This window comes from Marinobacter bryozoorum (genome assembly GCF_023156245.1).
GTDB lineage: Bacteria > Pseudomonadota > Gammaproteobacteria > Pseudomonadales > Oleiphilaceae > Marinobacter > Marinobacter bryozoorum.
Genome location: NZ_JAKZAH010000035.1, coordinates 1 through 14931 on the forward strand (window position 1 = coordinate 1; position 14931 = coordinate 14931).

Below are 14931 nucleotides of genomic sequence, written 5' to 3' on the forward strand. Positions count from 1 at the left end.
AGAGCTGATATCCGATATAGTCCGCGAGCAATGTTTTTATTATACATCATGTTCGCTTACTTTTGAACTCCTTAGTATGTGTTCATGTTCATCCTGTTCGGTGCCTTCCTGGTGAAGTCCGGTGCCGGGGATTTCATTATCGACCTGGCTCGCTGTGCCGCGGGCCGGTTCGTGGGCGGACCCGGTTTCGTGGCTGTGTTCTCCTCCGGGCTGATGGGGTCGGTGTCCGGTTCCAGCGTGGCCAATACCGTGTCCACCGGGGTGATCACCATCCCCCTTATGCGCAAGGCCGGCTTCCCGGCCCGCTTTGCCGGTGGCGTGGAGGCGGCCGCATCGACCGGCGGGCAGCTGATGCCGCCGGTGATGGGGGCCGGGGCGTTCATCATGGCCTCCTATACCCAGGTGTCCTACCTGACCATTATTGGCGTGGCGGCCCTGCCTGCACTGCTGTACTTCCTGTCCGTTGCCATGTTCGTGCGCATCGAGGCCAAGCGTAGCCAGGCCGTCAAACTCGAGGATGAAGACGCAGAAACGTTTGGCCAGGTGCTCAAGGGCGGCTGGCATTACCTGTTGCCCCTGGTGGTCCTGGTGGCTGCACTGATCTATGGGTTCACGCCGACCTACGCTGCCGGTATTGCCATCGTTTCGGTCGTTGTCTCATCCTGGATTGCCCGCAAGCCGATGACCCTGGGGGACATCCTGGACGCCCTCGCCCAGGGCAGTCGCAATATCATGACCACCGCGATCCTGCTGATCACCGTGGGGCTGATTGTCATGGTGATCTCCACCACCGGTATCGGGAACACCTTCTCGCTAATGATCACGGACTGGGCCGGGGGCAGTCTCCTGGTAACCATTGCCCTGGTCGCGCTGGCCTCCCTGATCCTGGGCATGGGCCTGCCGGTAACCGCCGCCTACATCGTACTGGCGACACTCTCTGCGCCCGCCATCTATCAGTTGATTGCCCAGAGCCAGCTGATCGACCTGATGGCCAGCGGCAACCTGCCGGAGCAGGCCCGGGCAATCTTCATGCTGACCGCGCCGGATGCGGTGGAATTATTGGGGGCCCCCATGGAGCGGGCCCAGGCGGCCGCGATGCTGGCGGAAGTGCCGGAGAACTTCACCGGCCAGTTACTGGAGCAGGCCCTGTCGCCCCATGCGCTGACCATGGCACTGGTAGCGGCCCATATGATCATCTTCTGGCTGTCCCAGGACTCCAATGTGACCCCGCCGGTCTGCCTCACTGCCTTTGCGGCAGCGGCCATTGCCGGCACCCCCGCAATGCGCACCGGTCTGACCGCCTGGAAGATCGCCAAGGGCCTGTACATTGTGCCCCTGCTGTTTGCCTACTCCCCGCTGATTTCCGGCACCCCGCTGGAGATGCTCATGGTGTTCACGTTTGCCCTGTTCGGCATCTATGCCATTATTGCGGGCCTGGAAGGGTACCTGGAGCATCCCCTGCGGTGGTGGCTGCGGGTGCTCATGTTCCCTGTCGGAGCACTGATGTTATGGCCCCATGGCATGATCTGGATCGACCTGGCTGGCGTGGTGATCTTTGTCGCCCTGCTGGTATGGAGCGCCCGTCGACCTGGGCCGGTCATGACACCGGCCTGAGGCGGGCACGGTGAGCTTTTCCCCCTCCCTGTGGGAGGTCCTTGCGCTGGTGGCGATTGGCGGGGTCGCCGGGTTTATCAACGTGCTGTCCGCAGGCGGCTCCATGCTGACCCTGCCATTGCTGATGTTTCTGGGCCTGCCGGCCCAGGTGGCCAATGGCACCAACCGCGTCGCCATTACCCTGCAGAGCGTGACGGCCGTCGGCAGCTTCTTTCGCGCAGGCCACAGTAACCTGGCGGTCAGTATCCGCCTGGCCATTCCTGCCGTGGCGGGTTCCCTGCTGGGCGCATGGACCGCCACCTGGATCCCCGAGGCGATCTTCGAAGGCGTCCTCATTGCCGCCATGATCGACGCGTCCATCTTCATGCTCCTGCCCCAGCCCCGGCTGGACACGCGGCCCCTGACGCCGGACCGTCTGGGGGCTGTCGAATACCTGGCGCTGTTTCTGATCGGCCTGTATGGAGGCTTCATCCAGGTGGGGGTGGGGGCACTGTTTATCGTTGTGCTCTACCGCATGTTGAAGATTGACCTGCCCCAGGTGAACGTCATCAAGGTCTTCATCATCCTCGTCTACACCTTGCCGGCCCTGGCCATCTTCGCAGGCAAGGGCCAGGTGCTGTGGATCACCGGACTCGTCCTCGCCCTGGGCAACATGGCCGGTGCCATGATGGCGGTAAAGGTGAACATGGGACCGAAAGGCGCCCAGTGGATCAAATGGCTCACCCTGGCGATGGTGGCCGCCATCCTGCTGCGACTGATCCTGTACTGAGTGGTATCTCCTGGCGGCCACCTGCCAGAAGGGGAACAGCCCGCTCACTGGTCGGCCTACAGACCCCGCATCCATTCAGGCCTGAGCCTTGCCTGCTCCGGTGTGTGGATCGCTGTGCGTACCTGCTCGAGCATGCGATCCTTGTCCCGGCCCAGGGTGCCTTTAAGGACCAGGTAGTTGGACGCGTGGTCGCTGCGGAAGATGGTCTGGTTCAGCTCAAGGTTCTCCAGAAGCTTCTCGGCCTCCAGGAACAGTTCCTGCTGGTCCAGCGGCTCGAAGTCCGGGAACTGCTGCTTGTAGCGTTCCATGCCCTGGGGGAAGCTGACCACCAGGGTAGACAGGAACTCCGGCTGGGTGTCATTCATTAACCGGGCCGAATTGACCGCATGCTGATCGCTCAGGCTCTTGCCGCCGAGGCCGTTGAGGATCATCACCGAGCGCTTGATGCCCGCCTCCCCGATCTTGAGCAGGGCGTCCTTCGTGGACTCGTAGCTTTCCCCCTTGTTGACCCGGCGCAGCACCTCATCATCACCGGATTCCGCACCGATATAGAGCATGTGCAGCCCGGCATCGTGCAACTCTCTGAGTTCTGATACCGACTTGCGCTTCAGGTTGCGGGGCAGGCAATAGGACGTAACCCGATGAACATCCGGGAGATGCTCGCGAATGGCCTCGAGAATCTTCAGCAGGCGGTGGGTGGGCAGGATCATTGCGTCGCCATCGGCAAGGAACACCCGCTGCACGATCATGCGCTCACCGCACTTGCGGATCTCCTCGAGCACCTCGTCCTCCTCACGGGCGCGGAACTTCTTCTGGGGCGCGGTGTACATCTCACAGAAGGTGCATTTGTTCCATGAACAGCCATTGGTCACCGGCAGGATCAGGGAATTAGCTTCGCTGGGTGGGCGAAACACAGGTTCAACGTAGTGGATCGGGAATTCGTACATGGTCACGCTGCGTCCGGGGAATGTATCAAAACGGTCACACAGGTTAGCGAATATGGGGCGCACAGTGAATCGTGCGGCATCATGACCGGTTAGCGGTGTCGACCGGTTGAAATCGGCAGCTTGCCACCCAATAAAGCCTGTGAAGTCACTTTTTACGGTGCTTCTGCGACTGGCCTGGCCCGGCAGAGGCAAACTTGGACATAGCCCTTACCTATTACTCATTTAAAGTTAATCAATTTGAGGAATTAGGTCAGACCGACTACATTGGGCGTCTCAACCAACTTGAAGGAGATCGAATCAATGACAACTCTGGTAAACACCGAGATCAAACCGTTCAACGCAACCGCATTCAAACAGGGCGAGTTCGTTGAAATTTCCGATGCCGACGTGAAAGGCAAGTGGGCCATCTTCTTCTTCTATCCGGCCGACTTCACCTTCGTATGCCCGACCGAGCTGGGCGACGTGGCTGACAAGTACGAAGAGCTGCAGAAGCTGGGCGTAGAAGTGTTCTCCGTGTCCACCGACACCCACTTCACCCACAAGGCATGGCACGACAGCTCCGAAACCATCGGCAAGATCCAGTACTACATGGTTGGCGACCAGACCGGCACCATCACCAACAACTTTGGTGTAATGCGTGAAGGCCAAGGCTTGGCAGACCGCGCTACCTTCCTGGTAGATCCGGATGGCGTTATCCAGGCGATGGAAATCACTGCCGAAGGTATTGGCCGTGACGCTGACGACCTGCTGCGCAAGGTCAAGGCTGCCCAGTACGTTCGCAAGCACCCGGGCGAAGTCTGCCCTGCCAAGTGGAAAGAAGGCGACGAGACCCTGTCTCCGTCCCTGGACCTGGTAGGCAAGATCTGATCCACCCCGGTGGCTGATCAGGAGCCTGCCTGGCAGGCTCCACGCTTTTCTCAGACCCCGGCAACGCCGGGGTTTGTTGTATGTGGCGGAAGCCCATGGGTATTTTTGCGTACCTATAGCAATCAGCTATTAAACTTTTAAGGTCAATTAATTTGAGCTTATTAGCTTGTGACCTTATCTTGATGCATATCCAAGCTATCCGATCCGTTCAACGGCTACGGTAACCGTTCACATATTCTGACGAGGGGAACACAGCTCATGTTGGATGCCAATATCAAGCAACAACTTCAGGCCTACATGGAAAAGCTGCAGCAGCCGATCGAGCTGGTGGCAGCCTACGACGACAGCAAGAAATCCCAGGAGCTCAGGGAGCTGCTGGAAGAGATCGAGCCGCTGTCTGACAACATCGGCCTGCGTACTGAAACTGACGAAAATGTGCGTCGTCCGTCCTTCACCATTAACCGTGTCGGTACTGACGTTGGCGTGCGGTTTGCCGGCATTCCCATGGGCCACGAGTTTACCTCGCTGGTGCTGGCCCTGCTGCAGGTAGGCGGTCATCCGTCCAAGGCGTCCCAGGAAGTGATCGAGCAGATCGAATCCCTGGACGGCGAGTACGAGTTCGAGACCTTCTTTTCCCTGTCCTGCCAGAACTGCCCGGACGTGGTTCAGGCCCTGAACCTGATGAGCATCATCAATCCGAAGATCCGCCACACCGCCATCGACGGTGCCCTGTTCCAGGACGAGGTGGAGCGTAAGGAAATCATGGCTGTACCGGCCGTGTTCATGAACGGCGAGCCCTGGGGTCAGGGCCGTATGACCCTGGAAGAGATCGTGGCGAAGCTGGACGAAAACGCCGGGGCGAAGGAAGCCGAGAAGCTCAACCAGAAGGACCCCTATGAAGTGCTGGTGATCGGCGGTGGTCCTGCGGGCTCATCCGCAGCCATCTATGCCGCCCGTAAGGGGATCCGCACCGGTATCGCCGCCGAGCGCTTCGGTGGCCAGGTCGCCGATACCATGGGTATTGAAAACCTGATCTCTGTGCCCTACACGGAAGGTCCCAAGCTGGTGGCGGCCATGGAGCAGCACGTCAAGGAATACGACGTGGACATCATGAACATGCAGCGCGCCGAGAAACTGATCCCTGCGGCTCAGACCGGTGGCTACCACGAGATTCAGCTGGCCAACGGTGCCTCACTGAAGGCGCGCAGCCTGGTGCTGTCCACCGGTGCCCGCTGGCGCCAGCTGGGCGTGCCGGGTGAGGAAGAGTACCGCAACAAGGGCGTAGCCTACTGCCCGCACTGCGACGGTCCCCTGTTCAAGGGCAAGCGTGTTGCGGTTATCGGTGGCGGTAACTCCGGCGTTGAGGCAGCGATCGACCTGGCTGGTATCGTGGGCCATGTAACCCTGCTGGAATTCGCCGACGAAATGCGGGCGGATGATGTGCTGCAGAAGAAGCTGCGCAGCCTCAAGAATGTGGAGATCCTGACCTCAGCCCAGACCACCGAGATCACCGGTGAAGGCGGCAAGGTGAATGGTCTGACCTACCGCGACCGCAACAGTGGCGACAACCACCACGTAGCGCTGGAAGGTGTTTTCGTCCAGATCGGCCTGGTGCCCAACACCGAATGGCTCAAGGGCGACATCGAGCTGAGTCAGCATGGTGAAATCGTGGTGAATGAGCGTGGCGAAACCTCCATTCCGGGTGTATTTGCCGCCGGAGATGCCACCACCGTGCCCTACAAGCAGATCGTGATTTCCATGGGAGAGGGTTCCAAGGCCGCGCTGAGCGCCTTTGACTTCCTGATTCGTCACGAAGTGCCGGAAGAGGCGAAGACTGAAGTAGCCTGACCCGCCACCAGGGCATTACGCAGAAAGGCCCCGCAGCCGACTGGTTGCGGGGCCTTTTTGCGGCTGGAGGGGAAATCAGCGTGAGCCGATGTTACCGTCCCGGTCGGAGATGACGATTTCTACCCGTCGGTTTTCCTGGCGCCCCGCGGCGGTGGTATTGGTGGCCTTGGGGTATTCCTCACCAAAGCCCTGTGTTTCAACCCGGCCGGGTTCTATGCCATCGGACAGCAGTTCGTTTTCAACCGCCTGCGCACGGCTCAGGGACAACTCCTGGTTATAGGCTGCTTCGCCCGTGCTGTCGGTATAGCCCTCGACCCGCACCCGGTAGCTGGGGTACTCCTGCATAAAGTCCGAGAGCTTGCGAACCGTGCGCTCACCGGCGGGCTTGAGTTCGGCCTCGTCAATGTCGAACAGCACGTCCCCCAGGGTCATCACCATGCCACGGTCGGTCTGTTCCGCCTGCAGGCGGTCCATCTGTTCCCGCAGCATTCGAGCCTGGAGTTCCGCTTCCTGGGCGCGGCGTTCACCTATGCGAATGCGCAGGTCATCCCGCTGGCGTTCCGCTTCGCTAAGCTCCTCCTGGAGGCCGGCGCGCACCGCTTTTTCCCGTGCCAGGTCCAGGTGTCGGTTGGCCAGGTAGAGCTGGTGCCCCAGGGCTTCTTCATCGCCGCCTTCGGCGTGGAGGGTTTCAGCCCGGTCCAGTGCCGTTTCCGCATCCCGCAGGTGTGACAGGCCGTTGCGGGCAATCTCGGGATTCTCCATGGCTTCGTCATAGGCCGCCTGTGTTTCGTTCAGGGCGGGGTTTTCCGGGGGGGTGCTGGCGCAGGCCGAAAGCAATGCAGCGACGGTGATTACCGGAACCGTGCCAAAGTAGTGCCGTTTCATATTGCCTCCTTGGGGGTCAGTTCTGGTTTTCCAGGTTACGGCGCAGGGAATCAATGCTGGCCATGACATCACCGAGCTCGTCGCGTACCTTCTGGGTCTCGGCCCTGGCTTCGGCCAGGCGGGCGTCCACCTCGGCCTGTTCCAGCAGGCGACGTGCCTCTGGGTAACGTTCCTCGGTAATGAGGGATTCGGCCGTCACGATTTTCTCGCGGGCAGCTGCGATCATGCTGGGCTCGGTATCCTCGCCACCGGCATTGGCGGCGGATTGCAGGGCTGATTGCGCCGATGCCAGCTGGTCGTCCGGCTTCGGGCCCGGGTCAGTGGCACAGCCGGTGAGGAAGGCACCGGTTACCAGTATTGGCAGAACACGGGAAAACATGCGCGATTCTCCTCTTGGCGGGTTTTCTCGTTCAGGTGGCATACCATAAGGTATGGCAGTTTCAGAAAGCGTAGCAGTAAACGACTTGCATCCTGTTGTTAGCCGCATGACAGTTGTGCAATAAACCATTGGTTTGTGGGGACCCATGCCTGACCTTGATAGCCTTACCCTTGCCAGTTTGGCCGGCCAGTTCTTCGGGCTGGTGGCGCTGGTCATCTGCCTGGTGGCCTTTGCCAGCAAGAACGATGACCGGCTGCTGGTGCTGCTGATTTCTGCCAACGTGGCGTTTGCGCTGCAGTTTGCGCTCTTCGGCAGCTGGACAGCGGCGGCCCTGACGGTGCTGGTGATCGCACGGATCGTACTGGCCCGCCGCTATGTGGGCAGTCAGTGGGTAATGTGGGTGGTTCTGGTGGCGAACCTTGTGGCAGCGGCGCTGACCTGGCGGGACTGGGTGGATGTGCTGCCGCTGACGGCAGCCACCCTGGGTACCATTGCCATGTTCCTGCTACGGGGTATTCCCATGCGCATCATGCTGGGGCTTGCGGCCCTCGCCTGGATGCTGAACAACCTGGCAATCGGCTCCATTGGGGGCACCCTGGCCGAGGGGATGATCTTTGTCACCAATGTAGTCACGATTATCCGAATGGCCAGGGCCAGGAAGCGTTATCCGGGCGCGGCGATAGACGCGGCCGGCCCGGCGGGGACTACTGACCAAGCACCTCGATAATCTTGCCGGAAAAGGCCTCCAGGTCGTCCGGGTTGCGACTGGTGATCAGCGGTGCGTCGTGGCAGACCTTTTCGTCTACCCAGTGACCGCCGGCGTTCACAATGTCGGTTTTGACGCTGGGGAAAGACGTCAGGGTGCGGCCCCGTACCACGTTGGCCTCCACCAGCAACCAGGGCGCGTGACAGATGGCGGCCACAGGCTTGCCGGCTTCCACGAAGCTGCGGGCAAACGCCACGGCGGCCCGGTCCTGCCGCAACTCATCCGGGTTCGCCACGCCGCCGGGTAACACCAGGGCGTCATAGTCGTTGAAATCCACGTCGCCGACCAGCTTGTCCACCTTGAAGGTATCGCCCTTGTCCAGGTGGTGGAAGCCGTCGATGCTGCCCTCCTTGATGGACACCAGTTCGGTTTCGGCACCGGCTTTTTCCAGGGCCTCCCTTGGATCCGTCAGTTCGACCTGCTCTACGCCATCGGTGGCGAGGAACGCCACCTTCTTCCCTTTCAGTGATGCACTCATGGTGAAACCTCCCGGGTTTGTGGTTGATACAAAGCATAGATCACTAACCCTCAGTTCTGAGGCCGGCAGAGCAGGAAAAAACCACATACCTGGTTACGCGTTGTTAATGGCGGCTCCTTGCAGGATGCAGGAAAGGTTGCAGAAGCGGATCCCGGGGGCCACATTGAACAGATAGCCATGTCGACACCCGGAACCAGGAGGCTCTCTATGTTGCTGGCGGAAAAGTCCACCGGACACCTGGTGGAAATCAGTGATATCAAGGTCCTGTACGACCCGAACGAACAGGAGGTCACTGGCAGCGTCCACTACGGCGAAGAGGCCCAGGACCCTGAGCCCATCGCCAAGTCAAAGCTGGCCTTTCCTTCCGGCGAGCCATTACCGGTTTGCTGGACGGACCCGGATTACCGGCAGAAGTGACATGTGGGCCTTTTCAGGGACTGTGCCGGTTTGAGATGCTACTGTAGGCTTCTTCAGGGAAAAGCGTCTGACTGAAACCGGGACGCTCGCGCGATCAAAAGGAAGTAATAAACATGACCTATACTTCAGGGCGGTCCGGACAGTGGACGTTCCTGCAGCTGACCCTGGTGGTGGCCCTGGTGTCACTCCTGAGCGGTTGCGGTATCAACAATATTCCCACCTACGACGAGCAGGTGAAGGCAGCCTGGTCCCAGGTTGAAAACCAGTATCAGCGCCGGGCGGACCTGGTGCCGAACCTGGTGGAAACCGTGAAGGGTTTCGCTGCCCAGGAACAGGAAACCCTGACGGAGGTCGTCGAGGCCCGCTCCCGGGCGACGTCCATCCAGGTGGACGAAAGTATTCTCAATGACCCTCAGAAGTTGCAACAGTTCGAGCAGGCCCAGGGCCAGCTGACCAGTGCCCTGAGCCGCCTGATGGCGGTTTCAGAACGTTATCCCGAGCTGAGATCCAACCAGAATTTCCTTGCATTGCAGTCCCAGCTTGAAGGCACCGAGAACCGGATCGCCGTTGCCCGGCGGGACTTTATCCAGGCGGTCGAACGCTACAACACGGAGCTCCGTACCTTCCCCGGTCGTATCTGGCACAGCCTCCTGTACGGCGATATGGAGTTGCGGGAAAATTTCGAGGCCACCGCCGAGAACGCAGACCAACCGCCGCAGGTTGAGTTCTGATGGCTGTGCTTCGCCCCCTGATCCTGCTGATCACCTTGTGCCTGCTGCAAAGTCCGGCCTGGGGCCAGGCGACCCCGGAGTTCCCTGAACTCACAGGCCGCGTGGTGGATGGCGCCGGAATGCTTTCACAGGATGAGGCGTCGGCACTCACCGAAATGCTGGCGGCTCATGAAGAAGCCTCCACTAATCAGGTAGTCGTTGTCACCCTGCCTGATCTTCAGGGTTACCCGATTGAAGAGTTCGGTTACCAGCTGGGGCGCCACTGGGGCATTGGCCAGGAAGGCGAAGACAACGGCGCAGTGTTGATTGTCGCCGAGGAAGAACGGGCAATCCGTATCGAGGTGGGTTACGGGCTCGAGGGGCGGCTTACCGACGCCACGTCCTCCGCCATTATCAACCAGGTCATCACACCCGCCTTCCGCCAGGGCGAATTTGCCCGGGGCATAACCGACGGTGCCGAAGCGATGATCCAGGCACTGGGCGGCGAGTCCGTGGCTTTGCCCGGGGGAGAAACAGCACCCGGGGACAAACCCAACCTGCTTGCAGTGATCTTCTTTTTCATCATTATCGTGTCGTTTATTTCGCTGGTAGGGGGCGGCGGCCGTGGCGGTCGCGGCAGGGGTGCCCTGGCGGCGGGTGCCTTGCTGGGTGCCGGTATGGGTGGCCGTGGTGGTGGCTTTGGAGGAGGCGGCTTCAGTGGTGGGGGCGGCGGTTTCGGCGGCGGTGGCGCGTCCGGGGGATGGTAGCCGGATAAATGGACAATTTACCTGAGAGCAAGATCACTCCATGACGCTATTAACCACGACTGAACAGGATCGGGTGGCTGCGGCCATCCATGCCGTTGAAAGGGAAACGGATGCCGAGCTGGTTACCGTGCTGGCCCGCCAGGCAGACAGTTACGCCTATATTCCCCTGCTCTGGGCCGGCATCCTGGCCTTACTGCTGCCCGGCCTGGTGAACTATTTTACAGAGTGGTTTGACGCCGATTTACTGCTGTTGGCCCAGTGGGGCGTTTTCCTTGTTCTCGGTGCCCTGTTCGGCATACCCAGGATCAACACCAGGCTGATTCCCCGCCATGTTCGATACTGGCGGGCCGGGAACCTTGCCCGCCGGCAGTTCCTGGAACAGAACCTGCACCATACGCAAGACAGCACCGGTATGCTGATCTTCGTATCGGAGGCGGAGCGCTATGTGGAAATCCTGGTGGACCAGGGTATATCCGCGAGGGTCGACAACGAGGTCTGGGAAGACATCGTCCAGACCTTCACCCGCCAGGTGCGCCAGGGCGACACCTGTCAGGGTTTCCTCGATTGCATCCAGGCCTGTGGCGAGCATCTCAGGGAGCAGGTTCCTGCTACCCACGAGCGGAATGAACTTCCCAATCACCTGGTCATCCTGCCCTGAACATCGATCAGGGTATTTCCACCTCGCCTGCCATATAGAACGCAGCCTTACCGGCAATGCCAACCCGGTCACCCCGGTGTTCGCAGCGTAACTCGCCGCCTCGGGCGGAGAGCTGGCGGGCGAACAGCGGATTCCTGTCCAGCCTCGCTGACCAGTAGGGTGTAAGGGCACTGTGAATGGAGCCGGTCACCGGATCTTCATCGATGCCGATGCCCGGGGCGAAGTAGCGGCTGACAAAGTCGCAGTCATCCCCCGGGGCGGTGATGATAACGCCCTGGTTGCCCAGCGCCCGCAACACGCCCAGGTCCGGGCTGGCCCGGCGGACCGCTTCAGCATTATCCAGCACTACCAGGTAGTTGGTGTCATGGGGCACTTCGAACACCAGGTCCCGGGTTTCCGGCAGGGCCTTGCGTAACAGCTCGGGTATCGCCACCGGTTCGATGGACAGCGCGGGGAAGTCCAGCTCCAGTGATCCGTCCGACCGTCGGGTTACGCCCAGCTCGCCGCGAAGGGAACGGAACCGGATCCGGTCACCTTCCCAACCCAGTCGGTTGAAGAGTACCCAGGCGCTGGCCAGGGTGGCGTGGCCGCACAGGGGCACTTCGGCACCAGGCGCAAACCAGCGAATATGGAAATCCGCGGCTGAGTTTTCGCCTTCCGGCACAAGGAAGGCAGTCTCCGACAGGTTGTTCTCGGCTGCCAATGACTGCAGAACCCCATCCGGCAACCAGTCCTCCAGGGGCATGACCGCCGCCGGGTTGCCCCGGAAGACGTCACTGGCAAAGGCATCGACCTGGTAGATGGGTAGCGTTCGCATGGTGCAGGCTCCTGTCGGTGTGAGTGAGATACTGCGCAGCCCGGCCCGTGACGAACCGGCTGAGCTCGGCCTTGCTGTAGAAATGCAGCTCCGGCAGCGGCTGACCGGTGGTCAGAACCCAGTGGTGGAGGCGTCGTCGTTCCACCCGGTAACCCATGTTCCGAAGGACAGTTTCCGGCGCGGAAGCTGTGATTTCAGTATCACCTCCGACCCGCAGAAGGTCTTGGCGCATGGCCGAACTGTATAGTGTGCAGGGGTTTGCGGCGTGTGTCATGGGAAGTCTCCTTTCCCGGTTCGTGAGGCTTCCAGTGTCCCCCTCCGGTGCGGCCCATAACAGATTCAGCTATCCTGCTTTTGAACCGGTACAGAATATCAGAGCGTCTGGACTGTACCGGTCGTTCTGGCACTCAACTGTGCTGTGTCGTTGGCCATGACCTGTGGAAGGATGGTCGGTATGGAAACTCTCTATCATCATGTGGCGGACCAGGTGGAAACCCTGATTCGCGACGGCGTGTTCCGGGACGGCGAGCGCCTGCCAGGGGTGCGCGTGCTCAGCCGGCAGCTGGGGGTCAGTGTGGCCACTGTCCTGCAGGCTCACCAGACGCTGGAAGGGCGAGGTTTGCTGGAGCCCCGTGAGCGCAGTGGCTACTTCGTGCGGCGTCCTCCGGTCGATGCGCCCGAGCCGGCCATGTCCGCCCAGGATGTCCGCCCCGTGCCGGTGACCCTGCGGGACATGGCCATGGACCTCTGCTCTGATGACGAGAAGCGGATGGTCCCGCTGGCAACGGCGGTTCCCCATCCCGACTACCTGCCGATCCGGCAGATTCAGCAGGCATCAATCTGGGCCGCCCGCCGCGGCCTGGAATCCCTGGACTATGCCTTTCCCGGCAAGAGCGCCTTTCGACGCCAGATTGCCCAACGCATGGCCGCGCTGGGCGTTGCCGTTTCGCCGGATGAGATCCTGGCCACCAATGGGGCGCAGGAAGCCATCATCATGGCCCTGCGGGCGGTGACGAGTCCCGGCGACATTGTCGCCGTGGAATCGCCCTCGTTCCCCGGTATCCTGCAGGCGCTTGAGGTGGTGGGCCTGAAGGTGATCGAGATTCCGGCCCATCCCGCAGAAGGTCTCAGCCTGGAGGGATTGCAGCTGGCCATGGATCAGTGGCCTATCCGCGCCTGCGTGGCCGTCACCAATCACAGTAACCCCATGGGCATGCGGTTGTCGGACGAGCACAAGCAACGGCTGGTGTCGTTGCTGGAGGATGCAGGCGTCCCGCTGATCGAGGATGATATCTACGGCGATCTCGCCCACTCGGGTGAGCGTCCACGGCCGGCGAAGAGTTTTGACCGGTCCGGCAATGTGATCTATTGCAGTTCCTTCTCCAAGACGATCTCCCCGGGATTGCGACTGGGGTGGATCGCGCCGGGGCGCCACTTCCCGGCGGTACGCCAGCAGAAGTACTTCACCAACCTGGCCACAGCCACCCTGCCGCAGATTGCCGTCGCCCATTTCCTGGAGCAGGGCGGATATGACCGATATCTCCGCGGCGCCCGCCGCACCTACCGGGATTCCGTGGAACGACTCCGGGCGGCGATCGTACGTTACTTCCCGGCGGGCACGGCGGTAAGCCGGCCAAGCGGTGGCTTCGTGGTGTGGGTGCAGCTGCCCGCGCGATGCTCGGGTACCCAGGTTTATCGGCTTGCCAGGGAGCGGGATATCAACGTGGCACCCGGTATCATGTTCTCCACCACAGGCAAATACGAAAACTGCCTGCGCCTTAATGCGGCCAACCCCTGGACACAGAGGATCGAGGAAGCCGTCCGCACCCTGGGCGAGCTGGCGGCTGCCGTCGCTTCGGACTGACAGGCCAGGCATTACCGATTCCTAATCTGGTCACCCTCATCCCTCCCTGCGTCTAGACTAAAGGCAGCTTGATGGGCCATGCCGCATGGGTTGCAAGAGGGAGGTTGTGCGATCTTGAAGGGATTTCTGGTGTTGCATATTTCGGCGCTACTGGTCTGGGTCGGATGTCTTGTCTATCTGCCGGCGCTGGTTGCCAGCCATATGGGCAGCAGCCATTCCCTGGAGGAGCGCCCGCACCCCTATGATTCGCTGTCCCGGCTCCTGTTCACCCGGCTGGCGACGCCAGCGGCACTGGTGGCGATTTTCGCCGGCACGGCGGTGTTCACCATTGATATCAACTTTGAACCCTGGCTGATCGCGAAGCTGACGGTGGTTTGCCTGCTGGTGGTTCTGCACACCCTCACCGGCGTGTTGATCGTACGTGCGGAGGCTAGCCCGGAGGCACCCGTCGCCCTGTGGAGCGGGCTGCTGATGGCCGCCATCGTTGCGGTGGTGCTGGTGATACTCTGGCTGGTGCTGGCCAAGCCGCCGGTGGAGGAGTGGCTATGAGGGGCTCAATCCACCAGTTTGTCTTCCTCGATCTTGCGGATGGTCTCGTTGCGGTGGGCCCGTTTGAGGCTCTTTTCTGCCGACACTCCGACGGCATGGTCATACACCAGCTGACCTCCGAGGAAGCTGGTGATACTGATCATCACTCCGCTCAGCAGGCTTACATAGAGCCCCCAGGGAATGATCAACGCTTCCACATCCCCCAGCCGAAGCAGCCAGTTCAGGGTCGCCAGCGACAGCAGCATGACCGCCATGATGCCGTGGCACCAGGCGATGACCAGCCGACGTATCGCTTTCACCAGCAGCAGGTCCAGCACCCCGATAGCACCGGAAAACCAGCCGCCCATCATGCCGATGGCGGCAAGCCAGGTGCTGGCCCGGGCCCAGAAACTGTCACCGGTCAGCGCATAGCCGATATCCGTACCGATCAGGCCAAGCAAGGCGGCGACGGGAAAGTGAATCAGCATGGGATGAATGGGGTGGCCGAACAGTGCCATCCGGCTACGAATCGGGGCGACGTCCATGGGGTTACCGACTCCTTCCATGAGGGGGACAGGCTTTATCCAACGTTAGCAAAGCTGGCGGCGATTGCCACT

The 14931-nt window shown here is 61.0% G+C and carries 17 protein-coding genes; 11 read left to right on the forward strand and 6 right to left on the reverse strand.

What is annotated here, in order from left to right:
• The first annotated feature begins 84 nt into the window (after window positions 1–84).
• Window positions 85–1614: a TRAP transporter permease gene (locus MLC59_RS15540; RefSeq protein ID WP_248236098.1), complete on the forward strand. Its 1530-nt coding sequence runs from the start codon at window positions 85–87 to the stop codon at window positions 1612–1614.
• Between the two features lie 10 nt (window positions 1615–1624).
• On the forward strand, window positions 1625–2383 hold the full coding sequence (locus tag MLC59_RS15545) for a sulfite exporter TauE/SafE family protein (RefSeq protein WP_248236102.1): 759 nt from the start codon (window positions 1625–1627) through the stop codon (window positions 2381–2383).
• Between the two features lie 56 nt (window positions 2384–2439).
• On the opposite strand, the gene MLC59_RS15550 is transcribed toward MLC59_RS15545, so the two are convergent.
• The gene (locus MLC59_RS15550; RefSeq protein WP_248236105.1) at window positions 2440–3336 is read right to left on the reverse strand and encodes a radical SAM protein; all 897 of its coding nucleotides are present in this window, start codon (window positions 3334–3336) and stop codon (window positions 2440–2442) included.
• A gap of 294 nt (window positions 3337–3630) precedes the next feature.
• Between MLC59_RS15550 and ahpC the strand changes: the two genes are divergently transcribed.
• A complete protein-coding gene (gene ahpC / locus MLC59_RS15555) occupies window positions 3631–4197 on the forward strand; it encodes an alkyl hydroperoxide reductase subunit C (RefSeq protein ID WP_248236106.1) in 567 nt (188 codons plus the stop codon).
• A 258-nt stretch (window positions 4198–4455) separates the two neighbouring features.
• Window positions 4456–6045 (forward strand): alkyl hydroperoxide reductase subunit F, encoded by a 1590-nt coding sequence (gene ahpF / locus MLC59_RS15560; protein WP_248236109.1) that lies wholly within the window; start codon window positions 4456–4458, stop codon window positions 6043–6045.
• A gap of 75 nt (window positions 6046–6120) precedes the next feature.
• Here the strand turns inward: ahpF and MLC59_RS15565 are convergent, their stop codons facing one another.
• Window positions 6121–6930: an OmpA family protein gene (locus MLC59_RS15565; RefSeq protein ID WP_248236111.1), complete on the reverse strand. Its 810-nt coding sequence runs from the start codon at window positions 6928–6930 to the stop codon at window positions 6121–6123.
• A gap of 16 nt (window positions 6931–6946) precedes the next feature.
• Window positions 6947–7309, reverse strand: a complete 363-nt coding sequence (locus MLC59_RS15570) for a DUF4398 domain-containing protein (RefSeq protein ID WP_248236115.1) — start codon at window positions 7307–7309, stop codon at window positions 6947–6949.
• Between the two features lie 145 nt (window positions 7310–7454).
• Here MLC59_RS15570 and MLC59_RS15575 point away from each other — a divergent pair, with 145 nt between their 5' ends.
• Window positions 7455–8036, forward strand: coding sequence for a YgjV family protein (locus MLC59_RS15575; RefSeq protein WP_248236118.1), 582 nt, complete (start codon window positions 7455–7457; stop codon window positions 8034–8036).
• Here the strand turns inward: MLC59_RS15575 and MLC59_RS15580 are convergent.
• Window positions 8014–8553, reverse strand: coding sequence for a type 1 glutamine amidotransferase domain-containing protein (locus MLC59_RS15580; protein ID WP_248236121.1), 540 nt, complete (start codon window positions 8551–8553; stop codon window positions 8014–8016). The genes MLC59_RS15575 and MLC59_RS15580 overlap by 23 nt on opposite strands.
• A gap of 207 nt (window positions 8554–8760) precedes the next feature.
• On the opposite strand from MLC59_RS15580, the gene MLC59_RS15585 reads away from it, so the two are divergent.
• The 4 genes from MLC59_RS15585 (at window position 8761) to MLC59_RS15600 (ending at window position 11105) form a co-directional block, all read left to right on the forward strand.
• The gene (locus MLC59_RS15585; RefSeq protein WP_248236124.1) at window positions 8761–8970 is read left to right on the forward strand and encodes an acetyltransferase; all 210 of its coding nucleotides are present in this window, start codon (window positions 8761–8763) and stop codon (window positions 8968–8970) included.
• Between the two features lie 113 nt (window positions 8971–9083).
• The gene (locus tag MLC59_RS15590) at window positions 9084–9701 is read left to right on the forward strand and encodes a LemA family protein (protein WP_248236127.1); all 618 of its coding nucleotides are present in this window, start codon (window positions 9084–9086) and stop codon (window positions 9699–9701) included.
• Entirely contained in the window at window positions 9701–10447 is a 747-nt protein-coding gene (locus tag MLC59_RS15595; protein ID WP_248236130.1) for a TPM domain-containing protein, read from the forward strand. Before MLC59_RS15590 ends, MLC59_RS15595 begins: the two co-directional genes overlap by 1 nt.
• Window positions 10448–10487: 40 nt before the next feature.
• A complete protein-coding gene (locus MLC59_RS15600) occupies window positions 10488–11105 on the forward strand; it encodes a TPM domain-containing protein (RefSeq protein ID WP_248236133.1) in 618 nt (205 codons plus the stop codon).
• 7 nt (window positions 11106–11112) lie between these two features.
• On the opposite strand, the gene MLC59_RS15605 is transcribed toward MLC59_RS15600, so the two are convergent.
• Window positions 11113–11922 carry a PhzF family phenazine biosynthesis protein gene (locus MLC59_RS15605; RefSeq protein ID WP_248236135.1) on the reverse strand — a complete coding sequence of 270 codons (810 nt, stop codon included), beginning with the start codon at window positions 11920–11922 and terminating at the stop codon, window positions 11113–11115.
• Window positions 11923–12376: 454 nt separating this feature from the next.
• Here MLC59_RS15605 and MLC59_RS15610 point away from each other — a divergent pair, with 454 nt between their 5' ends.
• Together MLC59_RS15610 and MLC59_RS15615 are read left to right on the forward strand one after the other, a co-directional pair.
• Entirely contained in the window at window positions 12377–13786 is a 1410-nt protein-coding gene (locus MLC59_RS15610) for an aminotransferase-like domain-containing protein (RefSeq protein ID WP_248236137.1), read from the forward strand.
• 114 nt (window positions 13787–13900) lie between these two features.
• Window positions 13901–14335 (forward strand): HemJ family protein, encoded by a 435-nt coding sequence (locus MLC59_RS15615; protein ID WP_248236141.1) that lies wholly within the window; start codon window positions 13901–13903, stop codon window positions 14333–14335.
• A 5-nt stretch (window positions 14336–14340) separates the two neighbouring features.
• On the opposite strand, the gene MLC59_RS15620 is transcribed toward MLC59_RS15615, so the two are convergent.
• Window positions 14341–14859, reverse strand: a complete 519-nt coding sequence (locus MLC59_RS15620; protein WP_248236144.1) for a DUF2231 domain-containing protein — start codon at window positions 14857–14859, stop codon at window positions 14341–14343.
• Window positions 14860–14931: the final 72 nt, after the last annotated feature.

Bases quoted from the DNA above. Each gene is read 5' to 3' on its own strand.
- MLC59_RS15540 (WP_248236098.1), top strand. From the start codon at position 85: ATGTTCATCCTGTTCGGTGCCTTCCTGGTGAAGTCCGGTGCCGGGGAT.
- ahpC (WP_248236106.1), top strand. From the start codon at position 3,631: ATGACAACTCTGGTAAACACCGAGATCAAACCGTTCAACGCAACCGCA.
- ahpF (WP_248236109.1), top strand. From the start codon at position 4,456: ATGTTGGATGCCAATATCAAGCAACAACTTCAGGCCTACATGGAAAAG.
- MLC59_RS15565 (WP_248236111.1), bottom strand. From the start codon at position 6,930: ATGAAACGGCACTACTTTGGCACGGTTCCGGTAATCACCGTCGCTGCA.
- MLC59_RS15570 (WP_248236115.1), bottom strand. From the start codon at position 7,309: ATGTTTTCCCGTGTTCTGCCAATACTGGTAACCGGTGCCTTCCTCACC.
- MLC59_RS15575 (WP_248236118.1), top strand. From the start codon at position 7,455: ATGCCTGACCTTGATAGCCTTACCCTTGCCAGTTTGGCCGGCCAGTTC.
- MLC59_RS15580 (WP_248236121.1), bottom strand. From the start codon at position 8,553: ATGAGTGCATCACTGAAAGGGAAGAAGGTGGCGTTCCTCGCCACCGAT.
- MLC59_RS15585 (WP_248236124.1), top strand. From the start codon at position 8,761: ATGTTGCTGGCGGAAAAGTCCACCGGACACCTGGTGGAAATCAGTGAT.
- MLC59_RS15590 (WP_248236127.1), top strand. From the start codon at position 9,084: ATGACCTATACTTCAGGGCGGTCCGGACAGTGGACGTTCCTGCAGCTG.
- MLC59_RS15595 (WP_248236130.1), top strand. From the start codon at position 9,701: ATGGCTGTGCTTCGCCCCCTGATCCTGCTGATCACCTTGTGCCTGCTG.
- MLC59_RS15600 (WP_248236133.1), top strand. From the start codon at position 10,488: ATGACGCTATTAACCACGACTGAACAGGATCGGGTGGCTGCGGCCATC.
- MLC59_RS15605 (WP_248236135.1), bottom strand. From the start codon at position 11,922: ATGCGAACGCTACCCATCTACCAGGTCGATGCCTTTGCCAGTGACGTC.
- MLC59_RS15610 (WP_248236137.1), top strand. From the start codon at position 12,377: ATGGAAACTCTCTATCATCATGTGGCGGACCAGGTGGAAACCCTGATT.
- MLC59_RS15620 (WP_248236144.1), bottom strand. From the start codon at position 14,859: ATGGACGTCGCCCCGATTCGTAGCCGGATGGCACTGTTCGGCCACCCC.